The organism is Mycobacterium sp. 1081908.1 (assembly GCF_001673535.1).
Classification (GTDB): domain Bacteria; phylum Actinomycetota; class Actinomycetes; order Mycobacteriales; family Mycobacteriaceae; genus Mycobacterium.
The window spans coordinates 1-16,454 of record NZ_LZLY01000097.1 but is presented as its reverse complement, the minus strand read 5'-3'; the positions used below and the strand labels follow the sequence as shown (position 1 = coordinate 16,454).

Genomic DNA, 16,454 nt, shown 5'->3' with positions numbered 1-16,454 from the left:
AGTGGCCGTCCAAGCATCGTCGGAAATCGTCATCGACGCGCCCCCGGAAGTGATCATGGACGCGCTCGCCGACATGGACAACGTGCCGTCGTGGTCCGCGGTGCACAAGAAGGCCGAAGTCATCGACACCTATCCCGACGGGCGGCCGTGCCACGTCAAGATGACGATCAGGGTGATGGGCATTTTTGACACGCAGCTCCTGGAGTACCACTGGGGGCAGGACTGGATGGTATGGGACGCCAAAAAGACCATCCACCAACACGGCCAGCACGGCGAATACAACCTGACCCGCGAGGCCGACGACAAAACGCGGGTGCGATTCGGCATCACGGTCGAACCGTCGGCGCCGCTGCCCGAGTTCGTGATCAGCCGGGCCCGCAAGAAGATCCTGCACGCCGCGCTGGAGGGACTTCGCAAGCGGGTTATGGGCCCCGCAGCGCCGCCAGTCGCCTGATCGCCTCGTCGAGGGTCTCGTCGCGTTTGCAGAACGTGAAGCGCACCAAGTGATTCCACACGTCCGCGTGGGGCGCCGCCGGATCGCAGAACGCCGACATCGGGATCGCGGCCACACCGACCTTCTCCGGGAGCGCCGCGCAAAAGGCGGTGCTGTCGTCGTACCCGAGCGGGCGGGGGTCGGCGCACAGGAAGTAGGTGCCGTCGCTGTCGTGCACGGCAAAGCCGATCTCGGTCAGCCCGGCGGACAGCCGGTCCCGCCTGGCCTGCAAGGAGCGGCGAAGATCCGCGACCCACGCGTCCTCGGTGTCCAGCGCGAGAGCCACCGCCGGCTGGAACGGCGCGCCGCCGACGTAGCTCAGATACTGCTTGGCCGCGCGCACCCCGGCGATGAGTTGCGCTGGGCCGCAGGCCCACCCGATCTTCCATCCGGTGCAGTTGAACATCTTGGCCGCGCTGGAGATGGTGACCGTGCGCTCGGCCATGCCGTCGAAGCCGGCCAGCGGGACATGGCGGTTGCCGCCATACACCAGGTGCTCGTACACCTCGTCGGTGATCACCAAAAGGTCGGCGGCCACCGCGATCTCGGCGATGGCGGTGAGATCCGCCGCGCTCAGCACCGTCCCGGTGGGGTTGTGCGGCGAGTTGACGATCAGCGCGCGGGTCCGCGGCGTCACCGCCCGCCGCAGGGCGTCGGCGTCCAGCGCGAAGCCACGGCCGTCGGGCACCAGCGGCACCGCCACCCGGTGCGCGCCGGCCATCGCCACCACCGGCGAGTAGGAATCGTAGAAGGGTTCGATGAGGATCACCTCCGAGCCCGGCTCGACCAGCCCGATCACCGCCGCGGCGATGGCCTCGGTGGCCCCGACCGTCACCAGGACCTCGGTGTCGGGGTCGTAGTCGATGCCGAAGTGGCGCCGGCGGTGGGCGGCGATGGCCTGGCGCAGCGGCGCGATGCCGATGCCGGGCGGATATTGGTTGGCGCCCGCGGCGATGGCGTCTTGGGCGGCCTTCAGCAATGCCGCCGGCCCGTCCTCGTCGGGGAAGCCCTGGCCCAGGTTCACCGCGCCGATCCGCGCGGCCAGCGCCGACATCTCGGCGAACACCGTCGTCGCGAAAGGCCGCAGCCGCGACACCGTCATGGTCGTCGAGCTTAAGGCCGGCTGATTCGGCGAGCGTGAAGCTGGCCGCACGTTCGGCGCCGAGCGTGCGGCTGGCGGCACATTCGGCGCTCTGACCAGCGTCATTACTCCCAACCAACAGGTTGGTTTAGGGTGTAATCCGGATCCGAACCCCCATTTGTGAAGAGGAAGCCGACATGTCCGAAGAAGCCTTCATCTACGAGGCGATCCGCACGCCCCGCGGCAAGCAGAAGAACGGCTCGTTGAACGAGGTCAAGCCGCTGAACCTGGTCGTCGGCCTGATCGAGGAGCTGCGCAGGCGCCACCCCGATCTGGACGAGAACCTGATCAGCGACGTCATCCTGGGATGCGTTTCACCCGTGGGTGACCAGGGCGGCGACATCGCCCGGACCGCCGTGATCGCGGCCGGCATGCCCGACACCGTCGGCGGCGTGCAGCTCAACCGGTTCTGCGCCTCGGGCCTGGAGGCCGTCAACACCGCCGCGCAGAAGGTCCGCTCCGGCTGGGACGACCTGGTGCTCGCCGGCGGTGTGGAGTCGATGAGCCGCGTCCCGATGGGCTCCGACGGCGGCGCGATGATGGCCGACCCGGCCACCTCCTACGACGCCTACATCGTCCCGCAGGGCATCGGTGCGGACCTGATCGCCACCATCGAAGGCTTCTCCCGCGAGGACGTCGACGCCTACGCGCTGCGCTCACAGGAGCTGGCGGCCGCGGCGTGGTCGGGCGGCTACTTCGCCAAGTCAGTGGTTCCGGTCCGCGACCAGAACGGGCTGCTCATCCTCGATCACGACGAGCACATGCGGCCCGGCACCACGATGGAGGGCCTCGCCAAGCTGAAGCCCGCCTTCGAGGGCCTGGCCGCGATGGCCGGCTTCGACGACGTGGCGCTGCAGAAGTATCACTGGGTCGAGAAGATCAACCACGTCCACACGGGCGGCAACAGCTCGGGCATCGTGGACGGTTCGGCGCTGGTGCTCATCGGCAACGAGAAGGCCGGCACCTCGCAGGGCCTGACGCCGCGCGCCCGCATCGTCGCCACCGCCACCACCGGCGCCGACCCGACGATCATGCTCACCGGTCCGACGCCGGCCACCCGCAAGGCGCTGGACCGGGCCGGTCTGACGGTCGATGACATCGACCTGTTCGAGCTCAACGAGGCGTTCGCCTCGGTCGTCCTGAAGTTCCAGAAGGACCTGAACATTCCGGACGAGAAGCTCAACGTCAACGGTGGCGCCATCGCGATGGGCCACCCGCTGGGCGCCACCGGCGCCATGATCCTGGGCACCATGGTCGACGAGCTCGAGCGCCGCGGCGCCCGGCGCGCGCTGATCACGCTGTGCATCGGCGGCGGCATGGGTGTCGCCACCATCATCGAGAGGGTTTAAGACCATGGCAGAGAACACGATCCAGTGGGACAAGGATGCCGACGGCATCGTCACGCTGACACTGGACGACCCGACCGGGTCGGCCAATGTGATGAACGAGCATTACAAGGAGTCGATGCACAAGGCCGTCGAACGCCTTGTCGCCGAGCAGGATTCGGTCACCGGCGTGGTGATCACCAGCGCCAAGAAGACGTTCTTCGCCGGTGGTGACCTGAAGAGCATGATCACCGCCGGTCCGGAGAACGCCGGTGAGGTCTTCGCCGAGGTCGAGGACATCAAGCGCGACCTGCGCACCCTGGAGACCCTGGGTAAGCCGGTGGTGGCCGCCATCAACGGCGCGGCCCTGGGGGGCGGCCTGGAAATCGCGCTCGCCTGCCATCACCGCATCGTCGCCGACGTCAAGGGCGTCCAGATCGGGCTGCCCGAGGTCACGTTGGGTCTGCTGCCCGGCGGCGGCGGCGTCACCCGGGTGACGCGGATGCTCGGCATCCAGAACGGCTTCCTCAACGTGCTGAGCCAGGGCACCCGCTTCAAGCCGGCCGCGGCCAAGGACAACGGCCTCGTGGACGAGATCGTCTCGAGCGTCGACGAATTGGTTCCGGCGGCGAAGGCGTGGATCAAGGCCAACCCCGAATCGCACACCCAGCCGTGGGACGTCAAGGGCTACAAGATTCCCGGCGGTACCCCGTCATCACCGGCGCTGGCGGCCATCCTGCCGTCGTTCCCGTCGCTGCTGCGCAAGCAGCTCAAGGGCGCGCCGATGCCCGCGCCGCGGGCCATCCTGGCCGCGGCCGTCGAGGGCACCCAGGTGGACTTCGACACCGCCACCCGCATCGAGAGCCGCTACTTCACCGAGCTGGTCACCGGCCAGGTCGCCAAGAACATGATCCAGGCGTTCTTCTTCGACCTGCAGCACATCAATGGCGGCGGCTCGCGCCCGGACGGCATCGAGCCGGTCAAGATCAACAAGATCGGAGTGCTGGGCGCGGGCATGATGGGCGCCGGCATCGCCTACGTGTCGGCCAAGGCCGGGTACGACGTGGTGCTCAAGGACGTCAGCATCGAGGCCGCCGAGAAGGGCAAGGCCTACTCGGAAAAGCTTGAGGCCAAGGCGCTCGAGCGTGGCAAGACCACCGAGGAGAAGAGCAAGGCGCTGCTGGACCGCATCACGCCGTCGGCAGACCCCGCGGACTTCAAGGGCGTCGACTTCGTGATCGAGGCGGTGTTCGAGAACCAGGACCTCAAGCACAAGGTCTTCCAGGAGATCGAGGACATCGTCGAGCCCAACGCGCTGCTCGGGTCGAACACCTCCACCTTGCCGATCACCGGTCTGGCGACCGGCGTGAAGCGGCAGGAGGACTTCATCGGGATCCACTTCTTCTCGCCGGTCGACAAGATGCCCCTGGTCGAAATCATCAAGGGCGAGAAGACATCCGACGAGGCGCTGGCCCGCGTGTTCGACTACACGCTCGCCATCGGCAAGACCCCGATCGTCGTCAACGACAGCCGCGGGTTCTTCACCAGCCGCGTCATCGGCACGTTCGTCAACGAGGCGTTGGCGATGCTCGGTGAGGGTGTCGAGCCGGCGTCGATCGAGCACGCCGGTTCGCAGGCCGGCTACCCGGCGCCGCCGCTGCAGCTGTCCGACGAGCTCAACCTGGAGCTGATGCACAAGATCGCCACCGCCACCCGCAAGGGCGTCGAGGACGCCGGCGGCACGTACGAGCCGCACCCGGCGGAGGCCGTCGTGGAGAAGATGATCGAGATCGGCCGCCCGTCGCGGTTGAAGGGCGCCGGCTTCTACGAGTACGTCGACGGCAAGCGCACCGGGCTGTGGCCCGGCCTGCGGGAGACGTTCAAGTCGGGTTCGTCGCAGCCGCCGCTGCAGGACATGATCGACCGGATGCTGTTCGCCGAGGCGCTGGAAACCCAAAAGTGCCTCGACGAGGGCGTTTTGACCTCGACGGCCGACGCCAACATCGGCTCGATCATGGGCATCGGGTTCCCGCCGTGGACCGGTGGTAGCGCGCAGTTCATCGTCGGTTACCAAGGTGCCGGCGGGACGGGCAAGGCCGCCTTCGTGGCCCGGGCCCGCGAGCTGGCCGCCAAGTACGGCGACCGCTTCCTGCCGCCGGACTCGCTGACCTAGTTCTGCCGAGCGCTCAGAGGGCCGCGGCGATTCGGCGCCACTGCTCGCGCGGGAATTCCGTCGGGTCGGCCGTCAGCACCTGCACGCAGACGTGGTCGGCGCCGGCCGCTCGATGCTCGGCGACCCTGGCCATGACGGCGCCTTCGTCGCCCCACGCGATGATCGCGTTGAGGAGCCGATCGCTGACCTGTGCCAGGTCGTCTTCGGAGAACCCGCTGCGCAGCAGGTTGTTCGCGTAGTTGGGCAGCGCCAAATACGCGCGCAGCCAGTCGGTTCCGATGCGGCGCGCCTCGTCGGCGCTGTCGCACAGGATCACGGTCTGCTCCGGCAGCAGCAACGGGCCCTCGCCCAAAGTCGCACGGGCAGAGGCGGTGTGCTCGGGGGTGACGAGGTAGGGGTGGGCCCCGCGGGCGCGCGTCGCCGACAGTTCGAGCATCTTCGGACCGAGCGCGGCGAGGACGCGGGCTTCGGAGGGCACCGGCCGCGGTGCGGCGTCCAGCCCGTCCAGGAACGACGCTGTCGCCGCCAGCGGCTTGCGATACCGCCCGGGCTGGCCGGCGTCGATCAGTGGCGCGTGGCTGACGCCGATCCCCACCAGGAAGCGGTCGCCGTGCTCGGCGGTCAGCGCGGCATACGACTCGGCGACGTCGCCGGCCGAGTGCATCCAGAGATTGAGGATCCCCGTGGCGATCGCGGTCCGCGTGGTCGCGGCGAGCAGCCGCCCCACCGCGTCGAACACCGGCCCACCCACGTCCGGGATCCACAGCGCCGTGAACCCAAGCTCATCCAATTCCGCCGCGGCATCGGCGATTTCGGCCGCGTCGCCGTAGCGCAGTTGGCTGCTCCAGATACCCACACCGGCAAGGTCCACGGGCGGTCATCCCCTTCGTGTCAAACTTCGACATCGCTGTAGTCGGGCACCCGCATCGAGTCGTACATGCGCACACCCTTGGTGTTCAGCTTCGCCAGCGCCCTGGACAGCGACCCGGGCATCAAGGAGATTAGCTGGACCCCCCGGGTCAACGCCCACACACCGGCTCGGGAGCCGGGGATGATGGTCTTGGCGGCGCCCCGGGCGAAGGTCCGGCTGAGGTGCACCGGCTCGCGCATCTGCAGCTCGTAGGCCGCGAACGCGCGCAGGTGATCGCCGTCGGCCTTGGCGAGTTCCCCCGCCAGCACGTAGGCGCCCAGGACGGCAAGGCTGGTGCTGCCGCCGACGGCGGGGCCGGGGCAATACCCGGCGTCGCCGACCAGGGTGACCCGTCGCCGCGACCAGATGTTCATCCGCAGTTGGGTGATCGCATCGAAGTAGAAGGTCGAGGTCCGGTCGATTTCGCCCAGCCAGTCGTCGACCTGGGGGTGCATGCCCGCGAAGGCGGCGCGCAGTAATTCCTTCTGCCGCAACGAATCCCGATAGTCGTAGTCGAGCTCCTCTTTGCTGCGGAACATGAACACCACCCGGGCGTCGTCCAGATGATCCGCGGTGTACACGGCCACGAGCCGACCGACGCCGATGTGGCCGAGCATCTCGCCTTCGGCGGCCAGCGTCTTGGGCGCCGATACCACCGCCAGGTAGCCGCCGATGAAGCGGGTGAGGCCGGCCTCGTCGCCGAAAACCAGGCGCCGGACGTTGGAGTGCAGCCCGTCGGCGCCGACGACGACGTCGAAGCTGCGGGCGGGCGAGCGCTCGAAGGTCACCTCGCCGTCGGGCTCGATCGCCGTGATCGAGTCGCCGAAGATGTACTCGGCGTCGTCGCGGCCGGCGTCGTAGTAGATCTCGCTGAGGTCGTCGCGCATGATCTCCACGTGCCGGTCCGACGCGATGCCGACGAGCTTGGTGAGGTCGACCTCGGTGGGCCGCGGCCTGCCTTCCCGGTACATGGTAAGGCGGTCGGTCCCGGTGGCGAGTGCCTCGATGCGGGGCAAGACGCCCATCTTCGACGAGATTTCCATCGCGGGGCGGAACAGGTCGACGGCGTGGCCGCCGGTCTTCCGCAACGTCGACGCGCGTTCGACCACGGTGACGTCGAAGCCCTGGCGGGTAAGCCAGTACGCCAGCACCGGCCCGGCGATGCTCGCGCCGGAGATCAGGACCCGCATAGCGGGTAAGCCTAACCGCGGTGCTGGGGCGGAAGCGGCGCTAGTTTTGGTCCTGGGCGTTCTGCTGGAAGATGTCGCCGGAGGTCTGGCCGTTGTCGTTGACGAAGTTGGTGTCGTCGGTGGCGAAGGGCGCGGTGGCCGAGGGGCCGGCGGCGGTGTCAGACGGCGGCGAGGCGTTGAACAGCGCCAGCGCCGCGACGGCCGCGGCACCGGCGAAGAACAGTTGCGCCGCGCGGATTGTCCGGCGGCGAGATCGATGGATTTCCTGCCCGAGGTTTGTCATGGATTCTGTTTAAGGCTTCGTTGTCAGCGGCCCCTTTGCCCAAGCTATTGATCCGCTGTGAGCCTGGCTAAAGTCCCTTGCTATGCGCTTCGGTCTCTTCATTCCCCAGGGCTGGCGGATGGATCTCGTCGGCATCGAGCCCGAGAAACACTGGGCGGTGATGCGCGACTTGGCCGCCCACGCCGACGACGGCCCATGGGACTCGCTGTGGGTCTACGACCACTTCCACACGGTCCCGATGCCGACGGGCGAGGCCACCCACGAAGCCTGGTCGCTGATGGCGGCCTACGCGGCGACGACGTCGCGGATCAAGCTCGGCCAGATGTGCACGGCGATGAGCTACCGCAATCCGGTGTACCTGGCCAAGGTGGCCGCGACCGCCGACATCATCTCCGGCGGCCGCATTCAGATGGGAATCGGCGGCGGCTGGTACGAACACGAATGGCGCGCTTACGGTTACGGGTTCCCGTCGGCCAAGGTGCGGTTGGCCCGGCTGGACGAGGGCGTCCAGATCATGCGCGACGCGTGGCGCGACGGCAAAGTCAGCTTCGCCGGCGAGCACTACCAGGTGGACGGCGCGATCGTCGCGCCGAAACCTTTGCAGGACAACGGCATACCGCTGTGGATCGCCGGCGGCGGGGAGAAGGTGACGCTGCGCATCGCCGCGAAATACGCGCAGTACACCAACTTCACGCCGGAGCTAGAGGCGTTCGCCCACAAGTCGGAGGTGCTGGCGGAGCATTGTCGTGAGGTGGGCACCGACTTCGGCTCGATCGTGCGTTCGGTCAATGTCAACGCGATCGTCGGAACGTCGGACGCCGACGTCAAGGATCGGCTGCAACGGGTGCGCGACCGGCTGGTCGGATGCGTGCCCGAGGCGGCGGCCGATGCGATGATCGCCGGCACCACCGGACCGGATTCGGCCGTAGGTACCGCGGAACAGGCGATCGAGCGACTCACCAAGATCCGCGAGCTGGGCTGCGAGTACGCGATCTGCTATTTCCCGGAGGCCGCGTACGACCGTTCGGGCATCGAGCTGTTCGAACGGGAAGTCATTCCCGCGCTTAGCTAGACGTCGGTGGTGGCGTATCGCGTCTTGACCGGAGGCGCGGCCAGCAGGGGAGGAAGCTCGGTAACTTTTCCCGGGCCCGCGCGGAATGCGCGGTAGGCCTCGTCGTGCTCGACGGTGTCCCAGAGTTCGTAGATGATCCAGTGCGCTTCGTCGTTCTCGTCGACGAGCACGTCGGTCCGCAGGTTCCCGTCGAATGCCCGGGTGTCTTGAAGGGTTCGGCGCATGAGATCGCGCGCCGCGGCCACCGCGTCGGGCCTCAGCCTGAGTTCGAGTAGCACGGTGACTGGCATGGTCGTCTCCTCGCATCGAATCCGCTTGGGGCTTGGACACCATAACTCGGGGTGAGTCGCCGACCGCGACGGGGATAGGCGACAATGAGAATGCGGTTTCCACTTTTCGGAAAGCTGTTATACGGTTCAGTGAGCATTGTTCTGTTCGGACGCTGGAGGATCCCTTAATGCAGAAGGCGCTGGCCCCCGAAATTTCCACCTGGCCCGACGAGAACCCGCAGCTCATCGGGAGTCGCTGTGGCGCCTGCGGCGCCACGACGTTCCCGGTCCAGCAGTGGTGTCCGCGCTGCAGCGTCGGCGAGATGACCGAGTTGTTGTTGCCCCGCCGCGGGACGCTGGTGGCGTGGACCACCCAGGGCTTCCCGCCCGGAGCCCCCTACGCCGGGCCGACCGGCGACGATTTCGTGCCCTTCGGCGTCGGCCTGGTGCAGTTGGACGACATCATCCGGGTCGAGGCGCGACTGACCGAAAACGATCCCGCCAAGCTGCAATTCGGCCAGGAGGTCGAGCTCACCATGGTCCCGTTGACCACCGATGGCGAGGGCGCCGAGGTCATGACATTCGCTTTCCGACCGGTTTAGAAGGGAGCCCGAGATGACTAACGACGTCGCCATCATCGGCGTGGGTCTGCATCCGTTCGGCAGGTTCGACAAGACCGCGATGCAGATGGGGGCCGAGGCCATCCAGTCCGCGCTGGCCGATGCCCGCGTGGAGTGGAAGGACATCCAGTTCGGCTTCGGCGGCAGCCACGAGGTGTCCAACCCCGACGCGGTGACCCGCCTGGTCGGGCTGACCGGCATCACGTTCACCAACGTGTTCAACGCCTGCGCCACCGCCGCCAGCGCCATCCAGCAGACCGCCGACACCATCCGGCTGGGCAAGTACGACATCGGCATCGCCATCGGCTTGGACAAGCACCCACGCGGCGCGTTCACCGACGACCCCGCCAAGCTCGCGCTGCCCCAGTGGTACGCGCAGAACGGGCAGTTCGTCACCACCAAGTTCTTCGGCATGAAGGCCAACAAGTACATCCACGACCACAACATCTCCCAGGCCACGCTGGCCAAGGTCGCGGCCAAGAACTTCCGCAACGGCGCGCTCAACCCGAATGCGTTCCGCCGCAAGCCGATTCCCGAGGAGGAGATCCTCAACTCGCCGGTGCTCAACTACCCGCTGACGCAGTACATGTTCTGCGCGCCCGACGAGGGCGCCGCGGCGGTGGTCATGTGCCGGGCCGACATGGCGCACAAGTACACCGACAAGCCCGTGTACGTGCGGGCCTGCGAGATCCGCACCCGCCGCTACGGCGCCTACGAGGTGCATGCCACCTTCGCCCCGCTGGACGAGGATGTCTCCCCGACGGTGTACGCGTCCAAGGCGGCCTACGAGGCCGCCGGCATCGGGCCCGAGGACGTCGACGTGGCCCAACTGCAGGACACCGACGCCGGCAACGAGGTCATCCACATGGCCGAGACCGGCCTGTGCGCCGACGGTGAGCAGGAGAAGCTGCTGGCCGACGGCGCCACCGAGATTCACGGCTCGATGCCGGTCAACACCGATGGCGGGCTGATCGCCAACGGCGAGCCGATCGGCGCGTCGGGCCTGCGTCAGATGCACGAACTGGTGCGTCAGCTGCGCGGCGAAGCCGGCGAGCGTCAGGTGCCCGGCAACCCGCGCGTCGGACTGGCCCAGGTGTACGGCGCCCCGGGCACCGCGTCGGCGACCATCCTGTCGCTCTAGTACCCCTAAATCGCCGGGCCCAGTAGGTCGTCCGCGTCGCGGATGATGTAGCCGTAGCCCTGCTCGGCGAGGAAGCGCTGGCGGTGCGCGGCGTAATCGGCGTCCAGGCTGTCGCGGGCCACCACCGAGTAGAACATGGCGCCGCCGCCGTCGGACTTGGGCCGCAGCAGCCGGCCCAGCCGTTGGGCCTCTTCCTGGCGCGAGCCGAACGTTCCCGAGACCTGCACGGCCACGGACGCTTCCGGCAAATCGATGGAGAAATTGGCCACCTTCGACACCACCAGCGTCGACACCTCGCCGCGGCGGAAGGCGTCAAACAGCGCCTCCCGCTCCTTGGTTCGGGTCGAGCCCTGGATCACCGGGGCGTCGAGCTCGGCGCCGAGCTCGTCGAGCTGATCCAGGTAGGCGCCGATCACCAGCGTCTGCTCGCCGGGGTGTTTTTCCAGAATCGACTTGACCACGGCGATTTTGGTGTGAACCGTCGAGCAGAGCCGGTATCGCTCTTCGGGTTCGGCGGTGGCGTACGTCATCCGCTCGTTGTCGGTCATGGTGACCCGCACCTCGACGCACTCCGCCGGCGCGATCCAGCCCTGCGCCTCGATGTCTTTCCACGGCGCGTCGTACCGCTTGGGGCCGATCAGGGAAAACACGTCGCCCTCGCGGCCGTCTTCGCGAATCAGCGTGGCGGTCAGGCCGAGTCGCCGTTTGGACTGCAGGTCGGCGGTCATCCGGAACACGGGCGCCGGCAGCAGGTGCACCTCGTCGTAGATGATGAGCCCCCAGTCGCGGCTGTCGAAGAGTTCCAGGTGCCGGTATTCGCCCTTGGTGCGGCGGGTGATCATCTGGTAGGTCGAGATGGTGACCGGACGAATCTCCTTGCGCTCACCGGAGTATTCGCCGATCTCGTCCTCGGTCAGCGAGGTGCGCGCGACCAGCTCGCGTTTCCACTGGCGGGCGGCGACGATGTTGGTGACCAGAATCAGCGTCGTCGCACCGGCTTTGGCCATCGCGGCGGCGCCCACGAGCGTCTTGCCGGCGCCGCAGGGCAGCACCACCACCCCGGAACCGCCCGACCAGAAGGAGTCGGCGGCCAGCTGCTGGTAGTCGCGCAGGTGCCAGCCGTCCTGCTCGAGGTCGATCCGGTGCGCCTCGCCGTCGACGTAGCCGGCGAGATCCTCTGCGGGCCAGCCGATCTTGAGGAGCATCTGCTTGACCCGCCCCCGCTCGCTGGGGTGCACGACGATGGTGTCCTCGTCGATCCGCGCGCCCAGCATCGGCGCGATCTTCTTGTTGCGCAGCACCTCCTCGAGCACCGCCCGGTCGAAGCTCACCAGGGTCAGGCCGTGCGCCGGGTGCTTGACGAGCTGCAGCCGGCCGTAGCGGGCCATGGTGTCGACGATGTCGACCAGCAGCGGCTGGGGGACCGCGTAGCGGGAGAAGCTGACCAGCGCGTCGACGACCTGTTCGGCGTCGTGGCCGGCGGCGCGGGCGTTCCACAGCGCCAGCGGCGTGATGCGGTAGGTGTGCACGTGCTCGGGTGCGCGTTCCAGCTCGGCGAACGGCGCGATGGCGGCGCGCGCGGCGCCGGCCAGCTCGTGATCCACTTCGAGCAGCACCGTCTTGTCGGACTGCACGATCAAGGGCCCATCGGTCATTTTGTCCATTATCCTGACTCCGCCGACACCACCGACGTGATGCGGTGGATGGCGAAGTCACGCAGCCGCCCGGACGCCGAATCGAAGGCCACCAGCTGCCCGCCCCGTATGGAGATCGGCGACACGACCCGCTGGGTCGCCACGCCGGCGGCGTCGAGGTAGCCGATCACCAGCGTGTCCTGGTCCTTGGCCGCGCGTTGCAACATCGACATGGTGACCGCCGGGTCGACGCGGATATTCCCGAACGGCGCGGCGGTCACCTTGCGCAGCACCGAGACGACGGCGTTCAGCGTCTCGCCGCTGGGGCGCGGCGAGGGCCGGTAGGGGCGGCGCTGTGGCGGGGTGGGCACCCGGGCCCCGCGAGGCCGGACATCGACGATCGAACCCGAGGAGTCCTCGGCGGCCGGGGCGAAGCCCGCGTGGCGCAACCTGAGGAGCACCTCCGCGATCGGGGCGGGGGACACCGCCACGGTCGGCGCCAGGGCGCGCAGCTGCAGGTCCTCCGCGGCCGCCACCGCCTGGGCCAGCAGCGCCGGGTCCTCGCACCGCACGAACGACGCGGCCATGCCGATTCGGAGCTGGCCGTGCCGACGGGCGACGTCATCGACGAGGTACGTAAGCCCTTGCGGCACCGGTGTTTTGGAGTGCTTTTTGAAAAACTCGTGCATCCAGTCGCGGGTCTTGCCAATGTCGAGGGCGTGCCGGATCGACCGCTCGCTGATGCGATACACCATCGCGGTGCCGGCCGATTCGACGGTGGCGACGGTGGCCAGATCCTCGGCGAGGTCGCGTTGCAGTGGGCCGGGCACCACGACGGTCAGGTCGGCCTGCAGCAGGAAGTGGTCGATCGGTGCGGGCATCGACCGCGCCATCGCCTGCACGGCGGTCTCCGGATCGCCGGCGTCGTCGAGCAGCGCCCGCCCGGGCGTGCTGATCGCCCCGCGACCGATCAGACCCAGCGCTTGGCATTCGGCCAGCAGATCGGAAACGGGTTGCGGCTGCAGGCGCCTGGCCCAGCGCGGACGGCGCCAGATCAGCGCCGCCGAGGCGGTGACGGCGTCGACACCGGCCCCGGGCGGCAGCCCGGACAGCATGCCCAACAGCAGTCGGCGATCCAGCGGTGCGGCCGTCGAGTACAGCGAATCCGTCAGGGCGCCATAGGGTTTGGCGTCCGGGCCGCGGGTGCCGATCAACGCCGGCCGGCCCGGCAGGTCGAGCCAGGTGCTGGCCAGTAGGTGCCAACGCTCGGCGGCGGTCATCGCGGCGAACCGCTCGATTGCCGCCGTCGGCGCCCAATACGGCCCGTCGCCCTCGGCGGGTTCCGGGTCGGGCATGCCGCTGGCGATCAATCCGGCCGCGGCGGCGAGCTCGAGGACCAGGCCCAGCCGCGGCTCCTCGACGCCGGTCGTCTTGGCCAACCGCTTGAGGTCGCGAATCCCCAGCCCGCCGCTGCGCAGCTCGGAAACCGGTGCGGCGCCGAGGGTTTGGAGCAGCACGTCGAACTCGCGGAGCAGGTCGATGACGGCTCCCGCCGCCACCGCATCCACGTCGTCGGCGGTGGTGGCCGACACCACCGGATTGGGGGCCGTCAGCTGCATGGGACCGGGGTCCTCGCCGCGCAGGACCTGCCCGACGTGCCGGGGCAAGATCACGGTCTCGGCATCGATGCGGCGCAGTAGGCCCAGCGCCAGCAGTTGCGGCACCGGCCGATCCGTCGGGGCGCCGGGGGCGGCGTCGCGGGTGCGGCCCATCGGCGAACCCTCGAGCAGCTTGTACAGCACGTCGAGCTGAGCCTGGTCCAGGTCGTCGATGAGGCCGGCGATCTCCGCGCCCGTGCGGGAGCTGTCCTCGAGCGTGACTTGGCCCGGCTGCCACGGCAAAGCCATGCCGGCGTCGGCGGCCACCCGTACCGCGGCATCGCCCCAGACCAGCGCACGCTGCCGGAGGTCGTCCAGCGCGCCGAGCACGTCGGCTTCCGGGGCCCGGTCCGCGATGAGCGCGAGCAGCTTCGCGATTTGCACCGGGGCGGAGTCGGCCTGCAGCACCAGTAGCGCGTCGAGCACCGCCAGCCGGAGGAAGTCCAGGTCGTCGGTGGCGGCCTTGACCGACTGGCGCGCCTGGGCGCGCGCGGCCAGCGCCGCGATGCTGCCAGGCGGGGGCTGGGCGAGGTCTGGCCGGAGTTCCAGCAGCCGGATCAGCCGCTCGTCGGGCAAGTCGGCCAGCCAGGACCCCAGCGGGATGTCCGGGGTGTTGTCGGTCATTGCTGACCAGCGTAAAGCAGTCGTCCCGACCGGCTCGCGCGCAAAGCCCACGGTCAGCATGGCCTTGCGCTACGGGCGCGGGCGCGACCTGTCAGAATGGACCCCGTGGCTGACTCTGCTGAAGGCAAGGCGCGCAAGACCAACTACGTCGACAACGGCTGGCCGACGACGGACCCGGACGACCACGCCGTGAGCGAACTGGTGAGCGACCGGACGGGTGCGTTGTCGCCCTTCGGTGAGCTGGTCTTCCCGTTGCCCGCGACCGACCTGCCCTACGTTCACCCGGTCACGGTCGTCAACCGGTAACCGATGGCTAAGGCCCCAGAGGCCGCGAAGGCCTCGGCAGGCACGCTCTCGCACCTGGACGAGCGGGGTGCGGCGCACATGGTCGACGTCACGGAAAAGGGCGCCACTCGGCGCACTGCCGTCGCGGCGGGCGTCTTGCGCACCTCGCCGGAGGTGGTGTCGCTCGTCTCGACCGGTGGCCTGCCCAAGGGGGACGCGTTGGCCACCGCGCGGGTTGCCGGCATCCTGGCGGCAAAGCGCACCAGCGACCTGATCCCGCTCTGTCATCAGCTCGCGCTCACCGGGGTCGACGTCGATTTCGCCGTCGGCGATTCGGACATCGAAATCACCGCGACCGTGCGCAGCACGGACCGCACCGGCGTGGAGATGGAGGCGCTGACCGCCGTCAGCGTGGCCGGGCTCACGCTGTACGACATGATCAAAGCTGTAGACCCCGCCGCCCGTCTCGATGACATTCGGGTGCTGCGAAAGCAGGGCGGCAAAACCGGAAACTGGGAGCGGTGATGAGCGCGCGATCCGCACGAGTAATCATCGCGTCGACCCGCGCGTCGTCGGGCGTGTACGACGACCGATGCGGGCCGATCATTGCGGAATGGCTTGAACAGCATGGGTTTTCACCCGTGCAGCCCGAGGTGGTGGCCGACGGGGAGCCGGTCGGCCAGGCGCTGCGTGGGGCCCTCGACGCCGACGTCGACCTGATCATCACATCGGGAGGCACCGGCATCTCGCCCAGCGACGGCACCCCGGACCAGACCGTGGCCGTGCTGGACTACATGATCCCCGGGCTGGCCGACGCCATCCGCCGCTCCGGGCTGCCGAAGGTGCCGACGTCGGTGCTGTCGCGCGGCGTATGCGGCGTGGCGGGCCGCACGCTGATCGTGAATCTGCCGGGATCACCCGGTGGCGTGCGCGACGGGCTCGGCGTGCTGGCCGACGTGCTCGATCACGCGCTCGACCAACTCGCCGGCGGGGATCACCAGGGATGACCCGCGTGCTGCGCGCCGCCATGACCGAAGCGCCGATCGTTCTGGCGGAGCATGAAGAGCTGGTGGGGCATCAGTCGGCCGGAGCGGTCGTCGGATTCGTCGGCATGATTCGCGACCATGACGGCGGCCGCCGGGTGGTGCGGTTGGAGTACTCCGCGCACCCCTCGGCCGAGCAGGTCCTGGCCCAAGTCGTCGGCGAGGTCGCCGAGTCGTCAAGCGGGGTGCGCGCGATCGCGGCCAGCCACCGCGTCGGCGCGTTGCACATCGGGGAGGCGGCGCTGGTGGCCGCGGTGGCCGCCGACCATCGGCAGGCGGCCTTCGACACCTGCGCCCAGCTGGTGGACACCATCAAGGCGCGGTTACCGGTGTGGAAGCACCAGTTCTTCGACGACGGAACCGAGGAATGGGTGGGTTCGGCCTAGCGGCCGCCCGTCAGCTCGCCTGAGGCGGCTGCGCCAGGGCATCCAGCGCGTCGTTCCCGTGAATGTCCGCACCCCGGATCGCATCCCACAGCTGCCGGGTGTAGCCGACGCTCGACGCGTGCGGCGGTTCGGCCGGCGGCAACAGCGAGGACCTGTGCGCGATGGTCGAGGAAGCGGCCAAGGCGCTGGTTGCCGGGCCGGTGGCGA

At 68.7% G+C, this 16,454-nt stretch carries 17 protein-coding genes and 1 pseudogene; 11 read left to right on the top strand and 7 right to left on the bottom strand.

The features are described from left to right. Position 1: 1 nt before the first annotated feature. Positions 2 to 454 carry an SRPBCC family protein gene (locus A5655_RS13930; RefSeq protein ID WP_067010964.1) on the top strand — a complete coding sequence of 151 codons (453 nt, stop codon included), beginning with the start codon at positions 2 to 4 and terminating at the stop codon, positions 452 to 454. Here the strand turns inward: A5655_RS13930 and A5655_RS13925 are convergent. Then, on the bottom strand, positions 423 to 1,595 hold the full coding sequence (locus tag A5655_RS13925; protein ID WP_067010962.1) for a pyridoxal phosphate-dependent aminotransferase: 1,173 nt from the start codon (positions 1,593 to 1,595) through the stop codon (positions 423 to 425). The two genes, A5655_RS13930 and A5655_RS13925, sit on opposite strands and share 32 nt — an antisense overlap. A 176-nt stretch (positions 1,596 to 1,771) precedes the next feature. Here A5655_RS13925 and A5655_RS13920 point away from each other — a divergent pair, with 176 nt between their 5' ends. After that, a complete protein-coding gene (locus A5655_RS13920; RefSeq protein ID WP_067010960.1) occupies positions 1,772 to 2,983 on the top strand; it encodes an acetyl-CoA C-acetyltransferase in 1,212 nt (403 codons plus the stop codon). Positions 2,984 to 2,987: 4 nt separating this feature from the next. Beyond that, on the top strand, positions 2,988 to 5,132 hold the full coding sequence (locus A5655_RS13915) for a 3-hydroxyacyl-CoA dehydrogenase NAD-binding domain-containing protein (RefSeq protein WP_067010958.1): 2,145 nt from the start codon (positions 2,988 to 2,990) through the stop codon (positions 5,130 to 5,132). A gap of 13 nt (positions 5,133 to 5,145) precedes the next feature. Here A5655_RS13915 and A5655_RS13910 read toward each other — a convergent pair whose 3' ends face one another. Genes A5655_RS13910 through A5655_RS13900 form a run of 3 tightly spaced genes read right to left on the bottom strand, consistent with a single transcriptional unit; the run spans position 5,146 to position 7,515 of the window. Further along, positions 5,146 to 6,003, bottom strand: a complete 858-nt coding sequence (locus A5655_RS13910; RefSeq protein WP_067010956.1) for an LLM class F420-dependent oxidoreductase — start codon at positions 6,001 to 6,003, stop codon at positions 5,146 to 5,148. A 20-nt stretch (positions 6,004 to 6,023) separates the two neighbouring features. Then, positions 6,024 to 7,232 carry an FAD-dependent monooxygenase gene (locus A5655_RS13905; protein ID WP_067010954.1) on the bottom strand — a complete coding sequence of 403 codons (1,209 nt, stop codon included), beginning with the start codon at positions 7,230 to 7,232 and terminating at the stop codon, positions 6,024 to 6,026. A 40-nt stretch (positions 7,233 to 7,272) separates the two neighbouring features. Continuing rightward, entirely contained in the window at positions 7,273 to 7,515 is a 243-nt protein-coding gene (locus A5655_RS13900; protein ID WP_067010952.1) for a hypothetical protein, read from the bottom strand. Positions 7,516 to 7,597: 82 nt separating this feature from the next. Between A5655_RS13900 and A5655_RS13895 the strand changes: the two genes are divergently transcribed. Further along, complete coding sequence (locus tag A5655_RS13895; protein WP_067010950.1) at positions 7,598 to 8,587, top strand: LLM class F420-dependent oxidoreductase; 990 nt, start codon at positions 7,598 to 7,600, stop codon at positions 8,585 to 8,587. Here A5655_RS13895 and A5655_RS13890 read toward each other — a convergent pair. Further along, positions 8,584 to 8,877, bottom strand: a complete 294-nt coding sequence (locus A5655_RS13890) for a putative quinol monooxygenase (protein WP_067010948.1) — start codon at positions 8,875 to 8,877, stop codon at positions 8,584 to 8,586. The two genes, A5655_RS13895 and A5655_RS13890, sit on opposite strands and share 4 nt — an antisense overlap. Before the next feature lie 167 nt (positions 8,878 to 9,044). Here A5655_RS13890 and A5655_RS13885 point away from each other — a divergent pair, with 167 nt between their 5' ends. Both A5655_RS13885 and A5655_RS13880 read left to right on the top strand, forming a co-directional pair. Beyond that, positions 9,045 to 9,458 (top strand): Zn-ribbon domain-containing OB-fold protein, encoded by a 414-nt coding sequence (locus A5655_RS13885; protein WP_067010946.1) that lies wholly within the window; start codon positions 9,045 to 9,047, stop codon positions 9,456 to 9,458. 13 nt (positions 9,459 to 9,471) lie between these two features. Next, positions 9,472 to 10,617 carry a thiolase family protein gene (locus A5655_RS13880; protein WP_067010944.1) on the top strand — a complete coding sequence of 382 codons (1,146 nt, stop codon included), beginning with the start codon at positions 9,472 to 9,474 and terminating at the stop codon, positions 10,615 to 10,617. A gap of 5 nt (positions 10,618 to 10,622) precedes the next feature. Here A5655_RS13880 and A5655_RS13875 read toward each other — a convergent pair whose 3' ends face one another. Together A5655_RS13875 and A5655_RS13870 are read right to left on the bottom strand one after the other, a co-directional pair. Continuing rightward, positions 10,623 to 12,272, bottom strand: a complete 1,650-nt coding sequence (locus A5655_RS13875; RefSeq protein ID WP_067011271.1) for a DNA repair helicase XPB — start codon at positions 12,270 to 12,272, stop codon at positions 10,623 to 10,625. An 8-nt stretch (positions 12,273 to 12,280) separates the two neighbouring features. Next, entirely contained in the window at positions 12,281 to 14,533 is a 2,253-nt protein-coding gene (locus A5655_RS13870; protein ID WP_067010942.1) for a helicase-associated domain-containing protein, read from the bottom strand. Positions 14,534 to 14,638: 105 nt separating this feature from the next. Between A5655_RS13870 and A5655_RS13865 the strand changes: the two genes are divergently transcribed. The 5 genes and pseudogenes from A5655_RS13865 to A5655_RS29370 all read left to right on the top strand — a co-directional run. Beyond that, positions 14,639 to 14,839 (top strand): hypothetical protein, encoded by a 201-nt coding sequence (locus A5655_RS13865; RefSeq protein ID WP_173817347.1) that lies wholly within the window; start codon positions 14,639 to 14,641, stop codon positions 14,837 to 14,839. A 3-nt stretch (positions 14,840 to 14,842) separates the two neighbouring features. Next, complete coding sequence (gene moaC / locus A5655_RS13860; RefSeq protein ID WP_067010936.1) at positions 14,843 to 15,343, top strand: cyclic pyranopterin monophosphate synthase MoaC; 501 nt, start codon at positions 14,843 to 14,845, stop codon at positions 15,341 to 15,343. Further along, complete coding sequence (locus A5655_RS13855) at positions 15,343 to 15,825, top strand: molybdenum cofactor biosynthesis protein B (RefSeq protein ID WP_067010935.1); 483 nt, start codon at positions 15,343 to 15,345, stop codon at positions 15,823 to 15,825. The genes moaC and A5655_RS13855 overlap by 1 nt, the downstream gene beginning before the upstream one ends. Further along, positions 15,822 to 16,247, top strand: a complete 426-nt coding sequence (locus A5655_RS13850) for a molybdenum cofactor biosynthesis protein MoaE (protein ID WP_067010933.1) — start codon at positions 15,822 to 15,824, stop codon at positions 16,245 to 16,247. The genes A5655_RS13855 and A5655_RS13850 overlap by 4 nt, the downstream gene beginning before the upstream one ends. Before the next feature lie 119 nt (positions 16,248 to 16,366). Further along, positions 16,367 to 16,454: pseudogene (locus A5655_RS29370) on the top strand (hypothetical protein); the annotation flags it as partial.